General features: G+C 31.7%; 17 protein-coding genes. 12 read left to right on the top strand and 5 right to left on the bottom strand.

The genetic code is table 11. The features are described 5' to 3' along the window. Positions 1 to 110: 110 nt before the first annotated feature. The 3 genes from ABHQ57_RS13445 to ABHQ57_RS13435 all read left to right on the top strand — a co-directional run bounded on the left by ABHQ57_RS13445 (position 111) and on the right by ABHQ57_RS13435 (position 3,775). Positions 111 to 287 (top strand): CAL67264 family membrane protein, encoded by a 177-nt coding sequence (locus ABHQ57_RS13445; protein WP_231128403.1) that lies wholly within the window; start codon positions 111 to 113, stop codon positions 285 to 287. A 19-nt stretch (positions 288 to 306) separates the two neighbouring features. After that, positions 307 to 1,998 carry an energy-dependent translational throttle protein EttA gene (gene ettA / locus ABHQ57_RS13440; protein ID WP_047789093.1) on the top strand — a complete coding sequence of 564 codons (1,692 nt, stop codon included), beginning with the start codon at positions 307 to 309 and terminating at the stop codon, positions 1,996 to 1,998. Positions 1,999 to 2,329: 331 nt separating this feature from the next. Beyond that, positions 2,330 to 3,775: a hypothetical protein gene (locus tag ABHQ57_RS13435; RefSeq protein ID WP_167713596.1), complete on the top strand. Its 1,446-nt coding sequence runs from the start codon at positions 2,330 to 2,332 to the stop codon at positions 3,773 to 3,775. Positions 3,776 to 4,318: 543 nt separating this feature from the next. On the opposite strand, the gene ABHQ57_RS13430 is transcribed toward ABHQ57_RS13435, so the two are convergent. The 3 genes from ABHQ57_RS13430 to argS form a co-directional block, all read right to left on the bottom strand. Next, entirely contained in the window at positions 4,319 to 4,771 is a 453-nt protein-coding gene (locus ABHQ57_RS13430; protein ID WP_167713597.1) for a hypothetical protein, read from the bottom strand. Positions 4,772 to 4,834: 63 nt separating this feature from the next. Beyond that, a complete protein-coding gene (lpdA, locus tag ABHQ57_RS13425; RefSeq protein ID WP_167713598.1) occupies positions 4,835 to 6,223 on the bottom strand; it encodes a dihydrolipoyl dehydrogenase in 1,389 nt (462 codons plus the stop codon). Between the two features lie 34 nt (positions 6,224 to 6,257). Then, on the bottom strand, positions 6,258 to 8,030 hold the full coding sequence (argS, locus tag ABHQ57_RS13420) for an arginine--tRNA ligase (protein ID WP_167713599.1): 1,773 nt from the start codon (positions 8,028 to 8,030) through the stop codon (positions 6,258 to 6,260). 121 nt (positions 8,031 to 8,151) lie between these two features. Here argS and ABHQ57_RS13415 point away from each other — a divergent pair, with 121 nt between their 5' ends. Beyond that, positions 8,152 to 8,667: a YkgJ family cysteine cluster protein gene (locus tag ABHQ57_RS13415; RefSeq protein WP_073183749.1), complete on the top strand. Its 516-nt coding sequence runs from the start codon at positions 8,152 to 8,154 to the stop codon at positions 8,665 to 8,667. A 44-nt stretch (positions 8,668 to 8,711) separates the two neighbouring features. Next, complete coding sequence (locus ABHQ57_RS13410; RefSeq protein ID WP_173361004.1) at positions 8,712 to 9,551, top strand: sterol desaturase family protein; 840 nt, start codon at positions 8,712 to 8,714, stop codon at positions 9,549 to 9,551. 31 nt (positions 9,552 to 9,582) lie between these two features. Here the strand turns inward: ABHQ57_RS13410 and ABHQ57_RS13405 are convergent, their stop codons facing one another. Beyond that, the gene (locus tag ABHQ57_RS13405; RefSeq protein WP_047789086.1) at positions 9,583 to 9,813 is read right to left on the bottom strand and encodes a hypothetical protein; all 231 of its coding nucleotides are present in this window, start codon (positions 9,811 to 9,813) and stop codon (positions 9,583 to 9,585) included. Positions 9,814 to 10,032: 219 nt separating this feature from the next. Here ABHQ57_RS13405 and ABHQ57_RS13400 point away from each other — a divergent pair, with 219 nt between their 5' ends. Genes ABHQ57_RS13400 through ABHQ57_RS13390 form a run of 3 tightly spaced genes read left to right on the top strand, consistent with a single transcriptional unit; the run spans position 10,033 to position 11,247 of the window. Further along, positions 10,033 to 10,164: a hypothetical protein gene (locus ABHQ57_RS13400; protein WP_301280573.1), complete on the top strand. Its 132-nt coding sequence runs from the start codon at positions 10,033 to 10,035 to the stop codon at positions 10,162 to 10,164. Positions 10,165 to 10,192: 28 nt separating this feature from the next. Further along, positions 10,193 to 10,411 carry a hypothetical protein gene (locus ABHQ57_RS13395; RefSeq protein ID WP_389863963.1) on the top strand — a complete coding sequence of 73 codons (219 nt, stop codon included), beginning with the start codon at positions 10,193 to 10,195 and terminating at the stop codon, positions 10,409 to 10,411. Positions 10,412 to 10,467: 56 nt separating this feature from the next. After that, on the top strand, positions 10,468 to 11,247 hold the full coding sequence (locus tag ABHQ57_RS13390) for a hypothetical protein (RefSeq protein WP_389863961.1): 780 nt from the start codon (positions 10,468 to 10,470) through the stop codon (positions 11,245 to 11,247). Positions 11,248 to 11,320: 73 nt separating this feature from the next. Here the strand turns inward: ABHQ57_RS13390 and ABHQ57_RS13385 are convergent, their stop codons facing one another. Next, positions 11,321 to 11,911 carry an adenylosuccinate lyase gene (locus tag ABHQ57_RS13385; RefSeq protein WP_239180843.1) on the bottom strand — a complete coding sequence of 197 codons (591 nt, stop codon included), beginning with the start codon at positions 11,909 to 11,911 and terminating at the stop codon, positions 11,321 to 11,323. A gap of 45 nt (positions 11,912 to 11,956) precedes the next feature. Here ABHQ57_RS13385 and ABHQ57_RS13380 point away from each other — a divergent pair, with 45 nt between their 5' ends. From ABHQ57_RS13380 to ABHQ57_RS13365, 4 genes are all read left to right on the top strand, one after another. Beyond that, the gene (locus tag ABHQ57_RS13380) at positions 11,957 to 12,664 is read left to right on the top strand and encodes a toxin-antitoxin system YwqK family antitoxin (RefSeq protein WP_389863958.1); all 708 of its coding nucleotides are present in this window, start codon (positions 11,957 to 11,959) and stop codon (positions 12,662 to 12,664) included. Positions 12,665 to 12,819: 155 nt separating this feature from the next. Continuing rightward, the gene (mnmA, locus tag ABHQ57_RS13375) at positions 12,820 to 14,007 is read left to right on the top strand and encodes a tRNA 2-thiouridine(34) synthase MnmA (RefSeq protein ID WP_389863956.1); all 1,188 of its coding nucleotides are present in this window, start codon (positions 12,820 to 12,822) and stop codon (positions 14,005 to 14,007) included. Positions 14,008 to 14,026: 19 nt separating this feature from the next. Then, positions 14,027 to 14,827, top strand: a complete 801-nt coding sequence (locus tag ABHQ57_RS13370; protein ID WP_047789080.1) for a toxin-antitoxin system YwqK family antitoxin — start codon at positions 14,027 to 14,029, stop codon at positions 14,825 to 14,827. A 2-nt stretch (positions 14,828 to 14,829) separates the two neighbouring features. Next, a complete protein-coding gene (locus ABHQ57_RS13365; RefSeq protein ID WP_159491450.1) occupies positions 14,830 to 15,768 on the top strand; it encodes a nitronate monooxygenase family protein in 939 nt (312 codons plus the stop codon). Positions 15,769 to 15,877 lie beyond the last annotated feature (109 nt).

Here is a 15,877-nt window from a genome sequence, read left to right as displayed (position 1 = left end):
AAAGTCTTGCATTGGTAAGACTTTTTTTATGCGCAAAACTACAGTGAATAAGTCTAAATAATTACCGATATTTGTGGCTCACATTTTATTGAAAAAAGTAAATTATGGCAATGAACAAAAACACTGTCCTAGGTTGGGCAACGCTTATAATGGTATTAATGGGAATTTTACTTATTGGATTAGCAGTATTTAAATATGATGAAATAGCAGGGTATGGATTTGGAGCTGTTGGGTTAGGTTTTTTTGCAAATGCATGGGTGTTTAATGCCCTAAAAGGAAGAGTTTAATTAAAGAAAATATAGAGAAATGAGCGACGATAAAAAAGTCATTTTTTCAATGAATAAGGTCTCTAAGACCTACCAAAGTACAGGAAAACAGGTTCTTAAAGATATCTATTTAAGTTTCTTTTATGGAGCTAAAATTGGTATTTTAGGTTTAAACGGTTCAGGTAAGTCTACTTTGTTAAAAATTATAGCAGGAGTAGAAAAAAACTACCAAGGAGATGTTACGTTCTCTCCAGGTTATAAAGTAGGATATTTAGAACAAGAACCTCAGTTAGACGAAGATAAAACCGTTTTAGAAGTTGTTAAAGAAGGAGTAGCAGAAACAGTTGCTATTTTAGATGAATACAACAAAATAAACGATATGTTTGGCTTAGAAGAAGTATATTCTGATGCAGATAAGATGCAAAAGTTAATGGATCGTCAAGCTGAACTACAAGATAAGATTGATGCTTCTAATGCATGGGAATTAGATACTAAGTTAGAAATAGCGATGGATGCTTTGCGTACGCCAGAAGGAGATAAGAAAATCGGAGTATTATCTGGAGGAGAGCGTCGTCGTGTTGCTTTATGTCGTTTATTATTACAAGAACCAGAAATTTTATTATTAGATGAGCCTACCAACCACTTAGATGCAGAATCTGTACATTGGTTAGAGCATCATTTAGCACAATATAAAGGAACGGTAATTGCAGTAACGCACGACCGTTATTTCTTAGATAACGTTGCAGGTTGGATTTTAGAATTGGATAGAGGTGAAGGTATTCCATGGAAAGGAAATTATTCATCTTGGTTAGACCAAAAATCTAAACGTTTAGCTCAAGAAAGTAAAACAGCCTCTAAGCGTCAAAAAACTTTAGAACGAGAGTTAGAATGGGTACGTCAAGGAGCAAAAGGTCGTCAAACAAAGCAAAAAGCACGTTTGAAGAACTACGAAAAGTTAATGAGTCAAGATCAGAAGCAGACGGAAGAAAAATTAGAAATATACATTCCTAATGGTCCTCGTTTAGGAACGAACGTAATAGAAGCTACAGGTGTTTCTAAAGCTTATGGAGACAAATTATTATACGAAAATTTAGAGTTCAACCTACCACAAGCCGGAATTGTAGGAATTATTGGTCCGAACGGAGCTGGTAAAACCACTATTTTCAGAATGATCATGGGAGAAGAAACTCCTGATGCGGGAAGCTTTAAAGTAGGGGAGACAGCTAAAATAGCTTATGTAGATCAGTCACATTCTAATATTGATCCAGAAAAATCTATTTGGGAGAACTTCTCTGAAGGTCAAGATTTAGTGATGATGGGAGGTAAACAAGTAAATTCAAGAGCTTATTTAAGTCGTTTTAACTTCTCGGGAAGTGAGCAAAATAAAAAGGTAGCAACCTTATCAGGAGGAGAGCGTAACCGTTTGCATTTAGCAATGACGTTAAAGGAAGAAGGTAACGTATTGTTATTAGATGAGCCAACAAACGATTTAGATGTAAATACTTTACGAGCTTTAGAAGAAGGTTTAGAAAATTTTGCAGGATGTGCTGTGGTAATTTCGCACGATAGATGGTTTTTAGATCGTATTTGTACACATATCTTAGCTTTCGAAGGAGATAGTCAAGTGTATTTCTTTGAAGGTTCTTTCTCTGATTATGAAGAGAACAAGAAGAAGCGTTTGGGAGGAGATTTAATGCCTAAGCGAATTAAATATAAGAAGTTAATCAGGTAAATAAAACATTTATAAAATAAAACTCGAAGCTATTAACTTCGAGTTTTTCTTTTTCAATAACAATCATCCCCTCAAATTGCAAAACTGTTTTAGTAGATAGTTTTCCATAGTAGTAGTTATTATGTTAATGTTTTGTTAGTAGCAACTATTATGCCGAAATAAAAAATATTCAATAAAAATAGAGTTAAATATTTTTTTTAAATGTTTTAAAGGGTTTTAAATGTAAAGAAAATAAATAATTAACTAATTTTAACAAAATTTAAAATTTGCTGTGATAAAAAAAACAATACAAATAATTGTAATAATAGTAGTCCTATTTTCAGTCTTAATTTTGAGTCTGAACTATATAGCAGCAGGTAAAATTGAAAAAAAACTGACAGAAACCTTAGTAAAAAAACATATTAATTATACAGGAAAAGTAAAAGCTAATGTATTATTAGGTAATATTAGTATTGATGATTTTTTTTTAGAAAAAGATAGTATACATCTTAAAATAAATAACTTAAGTGTAAAAGGAGTTTCTTATTATGCTTACTTTATTAAAGATAAACTATCAATCGATAAAATAGTCTTAAATAGTTCTATTATAAAAGGAAAAATACCTAAAGATATATTTAATGCTAAGGAAAAAGATACTATACATAAAAAAAAGAGAATGCCAATAACTATTGATGAGTTAGAAATTAAAAATTCAGCTTTAGCTATTATAAATGATAAAAATTACCCTATTACTATAGATAACTATAGGTTAAAACTTACAAAATTAGAATACTCTAAAGATTTAAAAACGACAATTCCTTTTCTATATGAAAAAATTTCATTGAAGCTTAATGCTTTTGATGCACAGGGTTCAGAAATTCAATCTTATAGCATAGCTAATCTTAAATTGGAGGATAATTTTCTTAAACTTGATAGTGTGAAAATTACTCCTCTTAAACCTAGAAAGAACTACATATATCATGTTCCTTATGAAAAGGATATATTAGATTTATTTATTAAAAAAATAGAAGTACCTAAAATAAAATTAACAAATAAAAAAAAGTTACTTTTTACTATTGACAAAATATTAATAAGTGATGGAGACTTTGGTGTATACCTAGATGCAACAGTTCTTAATCATAGAAACAAAAGAAAAGACTTATATAGTAAGAGTCTAAGAGAACTACCAATTAATTTTGTAATTGATAGTATTAAAATAAAGGATACTAAAATTACTTATGAAGAGCTAACTAATAAGGAAAGAAAAGCAGGATTGGTAAGTTTTGAAAACATTGATGCAATTGTAACTAACTTGACAAATGTTAAAATAAAAGATAGCATTCCAACTACAATTGTTAAGATTAAAAGTGACTTTATGGGAACATCTCCTTTATCAATTGATTGGAGATTCAATATAGCAGATGTTAATGATGCTTTTACAATTAAAGGAAAACTTTATGAAGTAAGTTCAAAAAATATAAACTCATTTATAGAGCCTGCACTAAATATAAAGTGCGAAGGTAAAATAGATAAGTTGTTTTTTAATTTTTATGGTAATGATAATTTTTCTAATGGAGATTTTGCTATAGCATTTAAAAACCTTGAGTTGAAAATGCTCAATAAGCAAAAAGGAGTAAAAAAAGTAGTTTCTTGGTTAGCTAATTTATTTGTGAAAAATTCTTCAAAAAATAAATTAGAAAAGGTAGAAATAAAAAACTTTGAAAGAGATCAAACTCGTTCTTTTTGGAACTTTTTGTGGAAGAATGTAGAAGAAGGGTTAAGAAAATCTTTGATATAAACTTTTTTATAGCCTTAAAAGGTTTTTATCAGCATTTCTAATGAATTGGTGGTATAGTTAGGTCAGGTAAGGTATATTAGAAAAATAAAATGCAAAAAAATATTAAATAATAATTTCTTTAAATAAAAGTGTTATCAAGCTACTATAAGTAGAGCTGTTATGTAAACCTCACCTTATTATGGTGAGGTTTATAAATTCTTTAATATATTCTGATCACACGTTTTAAAGTATAAATTATATCTTAGGAGATGATTATGTTATTGACCACATATTTCATAAAAACCATTTACGCAACAAAGGTTGACCCCTAGAATACAATAAGATGGAAATTGAGGATCACTAGTACAACGATCCCCTAAAGAACATTCTTTCATATTATTTCCTCCAGTAATTAATTTTTGTTCATGGTTTTTTAAAACAGAACCTAATTTTAAAACATTTCTTAACATAAGTGTAAATTTTTATAATTTATAACAAAGTTAGATAATAGAGGTTAAGGAACTTAATTAAAAACCGTAATAAAAGTAAGGTAATTACATACTTTTAGCTGTGAAAAGCAGCATTGTGAACTAATTCTCCTCCACAATTTTTACATTGTCCTGAATTATCTGAACCAATAGTACAACCGTTAGAACAAGTATAATGATATTGTCCTGCTGCATTTGGGCCAGAAGTGGGTGGTGTTGCAGGTATTGATATAGGTGAATTTGAATTATTATTTTGGGTATTATGAAAGCCTTGGTTATGAGCAAGAGGAGTTTTACAAACAGGGCAAGAAGTGCCTTGAACACTTGAAGTTCCTCCTTTACATTTGTTAGGGCATATATAATGTGCACCTCCAATAACATTAGTAGAGATATTTCTAGTATTTGGAAGTTTTGGTATAGGACGTTCGTTTAAGGGAACCGTTAATGGGTTTAAAGGAGTTTTTTTTTCTTCTGTTTTACAAGAATAAAAACAGCATAATAAAACGAATATTGGGAGTATTTTTTTCATATTCAAATATAAAAAAACCTCGCCAAAAATGACGAGGTTATAGTTATATAAAGTTTGAGAATTTTATAAGTGGATTACTTCATCATAAGCGTCAGCAACAGCTTCCATAACAGCTTCACTCATAGTTGGGTGTGGATGAATTGCTTTTAATACTTCATGACCGGTAGTTTCTAATTTACGGCCTAAAACAGCTTCAGCAATCATATCGGTAACACCGGCACCAATCATATGGCATCCTAACCATTCACCGTACTTAGCATCAAAAATAACTTTTACAAATCCGTCAGGAGTTCCAGCAGCTTTAGCCTTACCAGATGCAGAGAAAGGGAATTTACCAACCTTTAATTCGTAACCTTTTTCCTTTGCTTGCTCTTCAGTTAAACCAACAGAAGCAATCTCAGGAGTAGCATAGGTACAACCAGGGATGTTTCCATAGTCAATAGCTTCAGTATGTAAGCCAGCTATTTTTTCAACACAAGTAATTCCTTCTGCTGAAGCAACGTGTGCTAATGCCGGACCAGGAGTTACATCTCCAATCGCATAGTATCCTGGAATGTTCGTTTGGTACCAGTCGTTTACTAAGATTTTATCTCTATCAGTAATAATTCCAACATCTTCTAAACCGATGTTTTCAATATTTGTTTTAATTCCAACAGCAGATAAAACGATATCAGCTTCTAAAACTTCTTCTCCTTTTTTAGTTTTTACAGTTGCTTTTACTCCGTCACCAGAAGTATCAACAGACTCTACAGAAGAACTTGTCATTACTTTAATTCCCGCTTTTTTGAAAGAACGCTCCATTTGTTTAGAAACATCTTTATCTTCAACAGGAACAATTGTTGGCATAAATTCAACAACAGTTACATCAGTTCCCATTGAGTTATAGAAGTGAGCAAACTCAACTCCAATAGCACCTGAACCTACAACAATCATCGATTTAGGTTGCGTCGGTAAGCTCATAGCTTCACGGTAACCGATTACTTTTTTACCATCTTGAGGTAAACTTGGTAACTCACGAGAACGAGCACCAGTAGCAATGATAATATGATCTGCCGAATACTCAGTTACTTTACCATCTTTATCAGTAACATCTACTTTTTTTCCAGGTTTAACCTTTCCAAAACCGTCGATGATATCAATTTTGTTTTTCTTCATTAAGAACTGAACACCTTTGCTCATTCCTTCAGCAACACCACGACTACGTTTAATAACAGCTTCGAAATCTTTATCGATAGCTTCTGCTTTTAAACCATACTCATCAACATGTTTTAAATAATCATATACTTGTGCAGATTTTAATAATGCTTTGGTAGGAATACATCCCCAGTTTAAGCAAATTCCACCTAAGTTTTCCTTTTCAACTACAGCGGTTTTAAACCCTAATTGAGATGCTCTAATTGCAGTTACATAACCTCCAGGACCACTTCCAATTATTAGTACGTCGTATTTCATGTTGTTTACTTTTTACTTGTTGTTTGTTAATTTATTACATTCTTTCAGGAACTTGAATTCCTAATAATTTGAATGCAGATTTTATAGTGTCAGCTACTTTTTTAGATAACTGAACTCTAAATACTTTTTTATCTTGATTTTCTTCTCCTAAAATGGATACATTTTGATAGAATGAGTTGAACTCTTTTACCAAGTCGTAGGTATAATTAGCAATCACAGCAGGCGAATAATTACTTGCTGCTTGCTGAATGACTTCAGGATATTGTTCTAATTGTTTGATTAATTCTTTTTCTTTCTCGTGTAATTCTACTGATACAGATGAAGAATAATCGAAATCAGCTTTACGTAAGATTGATTGAATTCTTGCATAAGTATATTGTACAAACGGACCTGTGTTTCCTTGGAAATCTACCGATGCTTGTGGGTCAAACAAAATTCTCTTTTTAGGATCTACCTTTAAAATGAAGTATTTTAAAGCTCCTAATCCGATAATTTTATATAATTCCTCTTTTTCCTCAGTAGAATACCCTTCTAACTTACCTAACTCTTGTGAAATTTCACGAGCAGTGTTTGTCATTTCATCCATTAAATCATCAGCATCTACTACAGTTCCTTCACGAGATTTCATTTTTCCAGAAGGTAAATCTACCATTCCGTAACTTAAGTGGAATAATTGTTTAGCCCAAGAGTATCCTAGCTTTTGTAAGATTAAGAACAACACTTTAAAGTGATAATCTTGTTCGTTACCTACGGTATATACCATTCCGTTTACATCAGGAAAATCTTTAGAACGTTGGATGGCAGTTCCAATGTCTTGGGTCATATACACCGCAGTTCCGTCTGAACGTAATACTAGTTTTTCATCTAGTCCTTCGTCAGTTAAATCACACCAAACAGAACCGTCTTCTTTTTTGAAGAAAACTCCGTTTTGTAAACCTTCCTCAATAATATCTTTTCCTAATAAATAGGTGTTACTTTCATAGTATAATTTATCAAAGTTAACTCCGATGTTTTCATAAGTAACGTCGAAACCTTTGTATACCCATCCGTTCATCATTTCCCAAAGAGCAACAACTTCCTTATCACCAGCTTCCCACTTACGTAACATTTCTTGTGCTTCAACAAATAAAGGAGCTTGCTTTTTAGCATCGTCTTCAGAAACACCAGAAGCGACTAGGTTGCTAATTTCTTTTTTATATTCTTGATCGAATTTTACATAGTAATTTCCAACCAGTTTATCGCCTTTTAATCCAGTAGATTCAGGAGTTTCTCCTTCTCCAAATTTTTTCCAAGCCAACATAGACTTACAAATATGGATACCACGATCGTTGATAATTTGTGTTTTGTAAACCTTATGTCCCGCAGCTTTTAAAATTTCTGCAACTGAATATCCTAACAAAACATTACGAACATGTCCTAAGTGCAAAGGTTTGTTCGTGTTAGGAGAAGAATATTCCACCATACGTGCATCTGTTTTGTCTTCTTTTACAAAGCCATAAGTTGCATCAGTAGCTATTTGATTAAAAAAGTTTACATAGAAAGAATCATCAACCACTAAGTTTAAAAAACCTTTTACGACATTGTAGCTAGTAATTTCGTTGATGTTCTCGACTAAATATTTTCCTAAATCTTCACCAATTTGAACAGGATTTCCTTTTTTGTACCGTAGTAATGGGAAGACAACTACTGTAATGTCACCTTCAAAATCTTTACGGGTTGCTTGAAATTCTACACTAGGAATTTCTACATCATACAAGGCTAAAAATCCTTCTTTTACTTTCGTTTCTATTAACGATTGAATATTCATTGGTTCTTTTTAATTGTCGCACAAAATTAGTGTTTTTAATTTTTTCTTCCCACGATTTGCCTTATGATTTTTTAAGACAGAATAATGTATGACTTCAAAGGTGCTTTCGTACCTTTGCACCATGGATAAAGACCTTGAAAACTTACCAAAATTAGCCAAAGACGCTTTACAAGAAAATAAGAAGTATTTTCAACGATTAAAAAAGCGTACTCCTAAACGCTTAGATTTATTAATGCAAGAATTGCATGAGGAAGAATTTGAGCGTACCGACTGTTTAGAATGTGCTAATTGTTGTAAAACGACTTCACCAATTTTTACTGAAAAAGATATAGAGCGCATTGCAAAACACTTAAAAATGAGGGTGATTGATTTTACTAATCAATATTTACAGCGAGATGAAGATAATTTCATGGTCTTACAATCTGCTCCGTGTACTTTTTTAGATGAATCAGATAATACGTGTTTTATTTATGATGTGCGTCCAAAAGCTTGCTCAGAATATCCACATACCAATCGTAAAAAGTTTATCCAATTAGCAGATTTAACTATTAAAAATACGGAGGTTTGTCCTGCAACTTACCGAATAGTAGAGGAGTTGAAAAAGAGATTACCACAATCGGGAAGTTCTAAGAAATAAGTTTTTATAGATATTTTTTCTATTTTTAGGAAAAATATATCATAGTGGAAACTCTTATACATTATTTTGAAACGATTCCTTCTAGTCATAGAAGTATTATTTTAGTTGGCGGAATTACTTTCTTTTGGTTATTGGAAGGCGCTGTACCATTATTTAGTTTTAAATACAATAAATGGAAACACGCATGGCCTAATTTATTTTTCACTGCAACTACGGTAATTATCAATTTTGTATTGGCATTCTTATTATTAAAGACAGCCGATTGGGTGCAAGCAAATGACTTTGGATTAATCAACTGGCTACCCGAAATGCCATTGTGGTTGTACGTATTGTTAGGTGTATTATTTTTAGACTTCTTCGGAGCTTATTTAGCACATTTAGTTGAACATAAAGTAAAACCTTTGTGGATGGTACATTTAGTTCACCATTCTGATCATAAAGTGGATACCACAACAGCAAACAGACATCACCCGATAGAAAGTGTAATTCGTTTTACATTTACTTTAGTAGGTGTTTTTTTAGTCGGGACTCCAATAGCTATAATAATGTTGTACCAATCAATATCGTTAGTGTTTACGCAGTTAACACATGCTAATATAAAAATGCCTAAAAAGTTAGATAAGGTATTGAGTTATGTGATTGTATCACCCGATATGCACAAAGTACATCATCATAATTTATTACCCTATACAGATTCTAACTACGGAAATATCTTTTCTATTTGGGACCGTTTATTAGGAACGTATATGGAGTTAGATAGAGAAAAAATAGTGTATGGAGTAGATACATTTCCAGATGAAGAAAAAAACTCTAGTTTAAAAGAGTTGTTAAAGCAGCCGTTTCAAGGCTATCGAAAACCTACGAATTTAAAGGGAATTAAATAAAAAAAGCAAGCCGTTAGGCTTGCTTTCACTATTATATAGGCTCTCCTAATCCACTTCCATAAGGTGTTGGTTCACCAACTTCATATAAAGCTATACATGTATATCCTTTAGCTTGTAATAAATTGGCATAACTATGTGTTCTAACATAAGTACAACCAAAAACGCTACTACAACATTTAGCGACAAATGAAGTTCCACCATTAATAATTTTTTGTTCAGATTTGTTTAAAACTTTTCCTAGGCTTAAAATGCTTTTTTTCATAATAATATAAATTTGATTGTTAATAATGACTCAAACCTAAAAAGTTTTTAAAAAAGGTTACGAATTAACTTTGTAAAGGATAGGAATTAATTTATAAAGAGGTATTTTTTAGGTTAAAAAAGGGTTTTGCCTGTGTTTTAAATAGCTGTTTAACTGGTGTTTGTGTTTTTTAGTTCATGTAAATTTGATTTCATAATTAACCCCGAAAACTATTATTTTATGAAACAACTACAAAACTTTGTATTAGTAAGCGTCGCCTCTGATACTACAAGCATGGCAAAAAGAAGACACTGCAAACGAACTGTTAAACAACAAAAACTTAGAGGTAAAAGAGATTTTCTCGAAACTTAGGGAAGGGAATAACGATGAAGATAATGGTATGATAGCATTCAGAAATGAAGGCGAGTCATTACGATTGGTATTTTCTAGAAGTTTAGAAGAAGATTTCATTATCTCAGAAGATATATCTCTAAGAGACTATATTGCAAAGGAATTAGGTAAAACTAATATTACTTTACAAGCAAATAAATACGTTGTAGATTATTCTCGTTTTAAAAACGGAGAGGTTTTAATACCTCTAAAAAAATTAAAAAACTAACTAATCAAACGAATAAATTCTTAGTAGATGCTAAGGATTTTAAAAAATAAGAAAAAATGAAAAAACAAAATTTTTTATGGATGGCAGTAATGTGTTTTACATTACTTTTTAGCTGTCAAAGTGAAGAAGTAATTGAAAATGAATCAAAAAAAGAAGAATTACAATTAGCAAAAGGAAGTACAGTAACTATTAATCATACGTACGATTATTATGGAAAACAATTTAAAATATCTTATGTATATAATGAAGAAAGTGGAGAAGTATTGAAGGCAGATGGAGATGTAGATTTTGCTCAAGAAATTTTTGGTAACGAAGAAAAAGCTCCAAAATCATTGTTTTTTAATAATCCAGAAGAAGGAAGCACTGATATTGAAGTAAAAGTTTTCGATAATACAGAAGACTTAAAAAAATACACCTCAAAAGTAGCAGAAGGTTTCCCAGGAGATCAAGTTTCAACAGAAGGGAAGTCATCAAAATGTAATAGCTATGATGTGTATGGCTCGGGTAACTTTTATTTCTATAAACATGCCTACTATAACACAGAAATGACAGGCATGAGAAGGCAAAAACGCTATTATTACAGAGACCATTGGGTTGGGTCAGGAAATAACGACCAATTATCTTCTTTAAAAATTAGAAAACCAACTTATAGACGACAAGTAGTATATTTATACCAACACTCTTGTTATGGAGGAAAAGTTATAGGTTTTTATTCACCAACAGGTTATTTAGGGTTAAACGTAGGGAATCTTAAATGGTACACCATGTCTGGTTGGTGGTGGTGGAAGAAGTCTTGGAACGACCAGGTTTCTTCTACATCAGGCTGGGCTTGGTAATAAAATAAACGATATCGTATTTAGTTGCTTGTAAAATAATAAAAGAACCTCAGAAGATTTTTCTTCTGAGGTTTTATAATTGTTTTTGGTCTTTATGTTTTTCAATCAACTCCAATACTTTCTTTCCTCTGGCTTTACAACCTTTACTTTCATGAATCACTTTAGTGCGAATTAGGTGTTCTAACTCAGGATGTACCCAATCTTTTTGTAAACCAAGTAAATATAAAGTATTCATGGTGTAGGCTTTAACTGCTATTTTTTGATCGGTAATTAACCAATCGAATCCAGTTTCTATAATTAAATCGATATCAGTTTCTGTTAACTGTTCTTTTATACCATTGGTTGTTTTTGAGGAAAAAGCAGTTGCTAAATGTTCACAAATTTTAGCACAAGGTCTTATAGCGCTATCAAAGTGTACTCTATATATATTTTTTGTAAAAATAGGGAGATAAGGAATAATATATTCAATTCCATTATGTGTACAAATCCATTCCAGTACCCAAGCAGCTTTAATAGATAGTTTATTATCAACATCGAAAGTAACATCAACTAAAAACTTTACTAATTCAGGTTGCTTTAATACAATATTTGCAGCATTATTTCTGTTTACTCTAGCAGGATTATCAACATTTTCTAGCACAGAAATTAAAAAATCAAGACTCATATTGGTATGGTTTATGTAAATTTGAATTGTAAAAGAAATTATAGCATGATAAATATAAAAAGGATATTTTCAACAACACTTTTGTTATCGGTATTTTTTATAACAGCTACTCAAGCACAAAAAATAAATAAATTTGATACTAATGGAAAGAGGCATGGAGTTTGGAAAAAATATTATGATGATAATAAAAACAAAATAAGATATTCAGGAGAGTTTAAAAATGGAAAAGAGATAGGTACATTTAATTTTTATGAACCTAATTCTTACGGAATTCCTTCTATGACTAAAGAGTTTTCTGCAAAATCCGATAGTGCCTTTGTGCAATTTTTTACGCCTAACGGAAAAATAAAAACAAAAGGATGGATGGTAGGAAAAAAACGAGTAGGAAAATGGACGTATTATTTTTCTGATGGAAAACTTTTTTCAGAAGAAGAATATGCTAACGGTAAATTAGATGGAGTTTTAAAAAACTACTATAGAAATGGTAAGTTAACTGAAGAAAGTATTTATAAAGATGGTAAGAAAAATGGGCTTTCTAAGATTTTTACTGAAGAAGGAGTGATGATTGAAGAAGTGTATTATGTAAATGGTAAATTAGAAGGAGAAGGGAAATACTACGATTTAAAAGGAGATTTAAAAGAAAAAGGGATGTATAAAAATGGTAAGAGAGATGGTAAATGGCAATTTTACATGGATGGAGAAGTAGTTACCGACAAGAGAAAGAAAAAAGCGTTTTCAATTCCTAAAAATTAAATTATAAATATTAATAATTTAAATAACATTAGAAAAGAAAATAAACTGAGCCTTATCAGAGATTAGAATTCATCAATTTTAGTAATGAAGCCATCAATTATTTCCATAATATAAACATTTATTATTTCGTAAATTTGCAGCTTCAAAAGTATAAAATGAAAAGAGTAGTAGTAGGACTTTCAGGAGGCGTAGATAGTAGTGTAACAGCGTATTTACTAAAAGAACAGGGATACGAAGTTATTGGATTGTTCATGAAGAACTGGCATGATGATTCAGTAACCATTTCTAATGAATGTCCATGGTTAGAAGATAGTAACGACGCCATGATTGTTGCAGAAAAATTAGGAATTCCATTTCAAACAGTTGATTTAAGCGAACAATACAAAGAGCGTATTGTTGATTATATGTTTAATGAATATGAAAAAGGACGTACACCTAATCCTGATGTATTATGTAATCGAGAAATTAAGTTTGATGTGTTTATGGATATCGCGTTAAGTTTAGGAGCTGATTATGTAGCAACAGGGCATTACTGTAGAAAAACAGAAGAAATAATTGATGGAAAGCCTGTATACAAGTTATTAGCAGGAAAAGATACGAATAAAGATCAATCATACTTTTTATGTCAATTATCACAAGAACAACTGTCAAAGGCATTGTTTCCAATTGGAGAATTGACAAAACCAGAAGTTCGTGAAATAGCCAAAGAAGCAGATTTAATTACAGCTGATAAAAAAGACAGTCAAGGCTTGTGTTTTATAGGAAAAGTAAGACTTCCAGATTTTTTACAACAAAAACTACAACCGAAAGAAGGAGATATTGTCCGAATTCCAGATGAATTTGAGCAGTACAATCGTTTAGTTCCAGAATTTGAGAATAAAGAAGCGGAGTTAGCATATTTTTCAACGAAGTTCTCTTATAATAAAGAAGATGGAAAAGTAGTAGGTAAACATCAAGGCGCACATTATTTCACCAAAGGACAACGTAAAGGGTTAGCAGTTGGAGGTACCAAAGAACCATTGTTTGTGATTGAAACCGATGTAGATATCAACATTATTTATACCGGAGAAGGAAAAAATCACCAAGGATTGTATAGAAGTGTATTATTTGTATCAAATGAAGAACTACACTGGGTACGTGAAGATTTAGCTTTACAAACTGATGAATCTATGGAAGTAGAAGCACGTATTCGTTACCGACAACCATTAGAAAAAGCTACTCTGTATAAAGTAGACAATGGAATTTATGTTGAATTTGAAAATCCACAATCGGCTATTCAAGAAGGGCAGTTTGTTGCTTGGTATAAAAATGAAGAGCTATTAGGTTCTGGTGTGATTTCTTAAAAAGGGAAAAAATAAAACTATGAAAAAGATATTCTTATTATTGTTGGTGTTCATAAATATTAATGGATATTCACAGAAAGACTCTATTATAAACTATTTAGACAAGAAAGGTAATATAATCAACAATAAGGAGAAAGCAATGTCTTTTGAAATTATTACTAAGAGTGCAGATTCATTATGGTTGGTAAGGAAGTATAAACGTAGCGGAAAACTATATAACTATACACATTATCTAACAAAGGAGAAAAAGATTAAAATAGGAGAGTCAGTTTCGTTCAATAAAAATGGAAAAATATCAGCATTAACTTTCTACAATAAAAAAGGTAAAAGAAATGGGAGAATACAAACATGGTTCGATAATGGGAATAAGGATATTGAAGGAGTTTATATAGATGGTAAGAGAGAAGGAGTATGGAAAATTTACCATTATAATGGTAAATTGGCAGGTAGAGGAATCGCCAAAAGCGATTCGATAATTAAAACAACTTATTATAATGACAAGGGAGAAAAGATTGATGATTTAAAAAACATTATAAAAGAAAAGAGACCAACTTTTAAAGGGGGTAAGGATAAATATTACAAGCAACTTAAAAAGTTAACAAGTAAGATAAGTTACAAAGTTAAAGGTCAGATTATAGTTGAATATGTAATTGATATAAAAGGAGCAGTAAGAGATGTTACCATCAATGAAAAGGTTCCTAAAAAGTTAGAAAATGAAATTGTTCGTTTTTTTGAAAACTTAAAAGGGTGGGAGCCAGCGATACATATGAATAGAAAGATTCCTTTCAACTTTTCTCAACCATTAAACTTCAGAGGATAAAAATGCAAAACAGAATTACCAAACTATTTAATATACAGTATCCAATTGTTCAAGGTGGAATGATTTGGGTTTCAGGATGGAAGCTAGCTTCTGCAGTGTCAAATGCAGGTGGATTAGGGTTAATTGGAGCAGGATCTATGTATCCAGAAGTACTTCGTGAACACATTCAAAAATGTAAAAAAGCAACGGATAAGCCTTTTGGGGTAAATGTGCCAATGTTGTATCCTGATATAGAGAAAATCATGGATATTATTGTTGAGGAAGGGGTGAAAATTGTGTTTACTTCCGCAGGTAATCCAAAAACATGGACCTCTTTTTTAAAGGAAAAAGGAATTACGGTGGTGCATGTAGTAAGTTCAGTAAAATTTGCCTTAAAAGCAGAAGCAGCTGGAGTAGATGCTGTAGTATGTGAAGGATTTGAAGCTGGAGGTCATAACGGACGTGAAGAAACGACTACGTTTACGTTAATTCCTATGGTTAAAGAACAAGTGAAGATTCCGGTAATTGCAGCAGGAGGAATAGGCTCTGGTAGAGGAATGTTAGCAGCAATGGTGTTGGGAGCAGACGGAGTGCAAATAGGAAGTCGTTTTGCAGCTACGGTAGAATCTTCTGCACATGATAATTTCAAGAAAACTATTGTAGATGTAAAAGACGGTGGCACACATTTAACTTTAAAAGAGTTAGCGCCAGTTCGTTTGGTAAAAAACAAGTTTTATCAAGAAATACAAGAGTTATATCAGCAAGGACCATCAGTAGAACAATTAAAAGAATTGTTAGGGCGTGCGAGAGCCAAAAGAGGTATGTTTGAAGGAAACTTGGACGATGGAGAACTAGAAATAGGTCAAGTAGCAGGGCTTATCCATGAAATTAAACCAGCAAAAGAAGTGTTAGAAGCAATTGTAGAAGAATATCAGCAAGTGAAAAAAGAACAGTTGTTTTAATCTCAGGGCGATTGCCAAAAAAATAGAAACGTCATTCCGACGAGGTAGGAGGAGGAATCTTATAAAAATGAGTTATAAACATGCTCTCATCGTACTAACGAGTAAAAGT

The organism is Tenacibaculum sp. ZH5_bin.1 (assembly GCF_042865525.1).
GTDB classification, from domain to species: domain Bacteria; phylum Bacteroidota; class Bacteroidia; order Flavobacteriales; family Flavobacteriaceae; genus Polaribacter; species Polaribacter mesophilus.
Note: the sequence above shows the minus strand (reverse complement) of the source record. Positions and strands in the feature narration are given on the sequence as shown.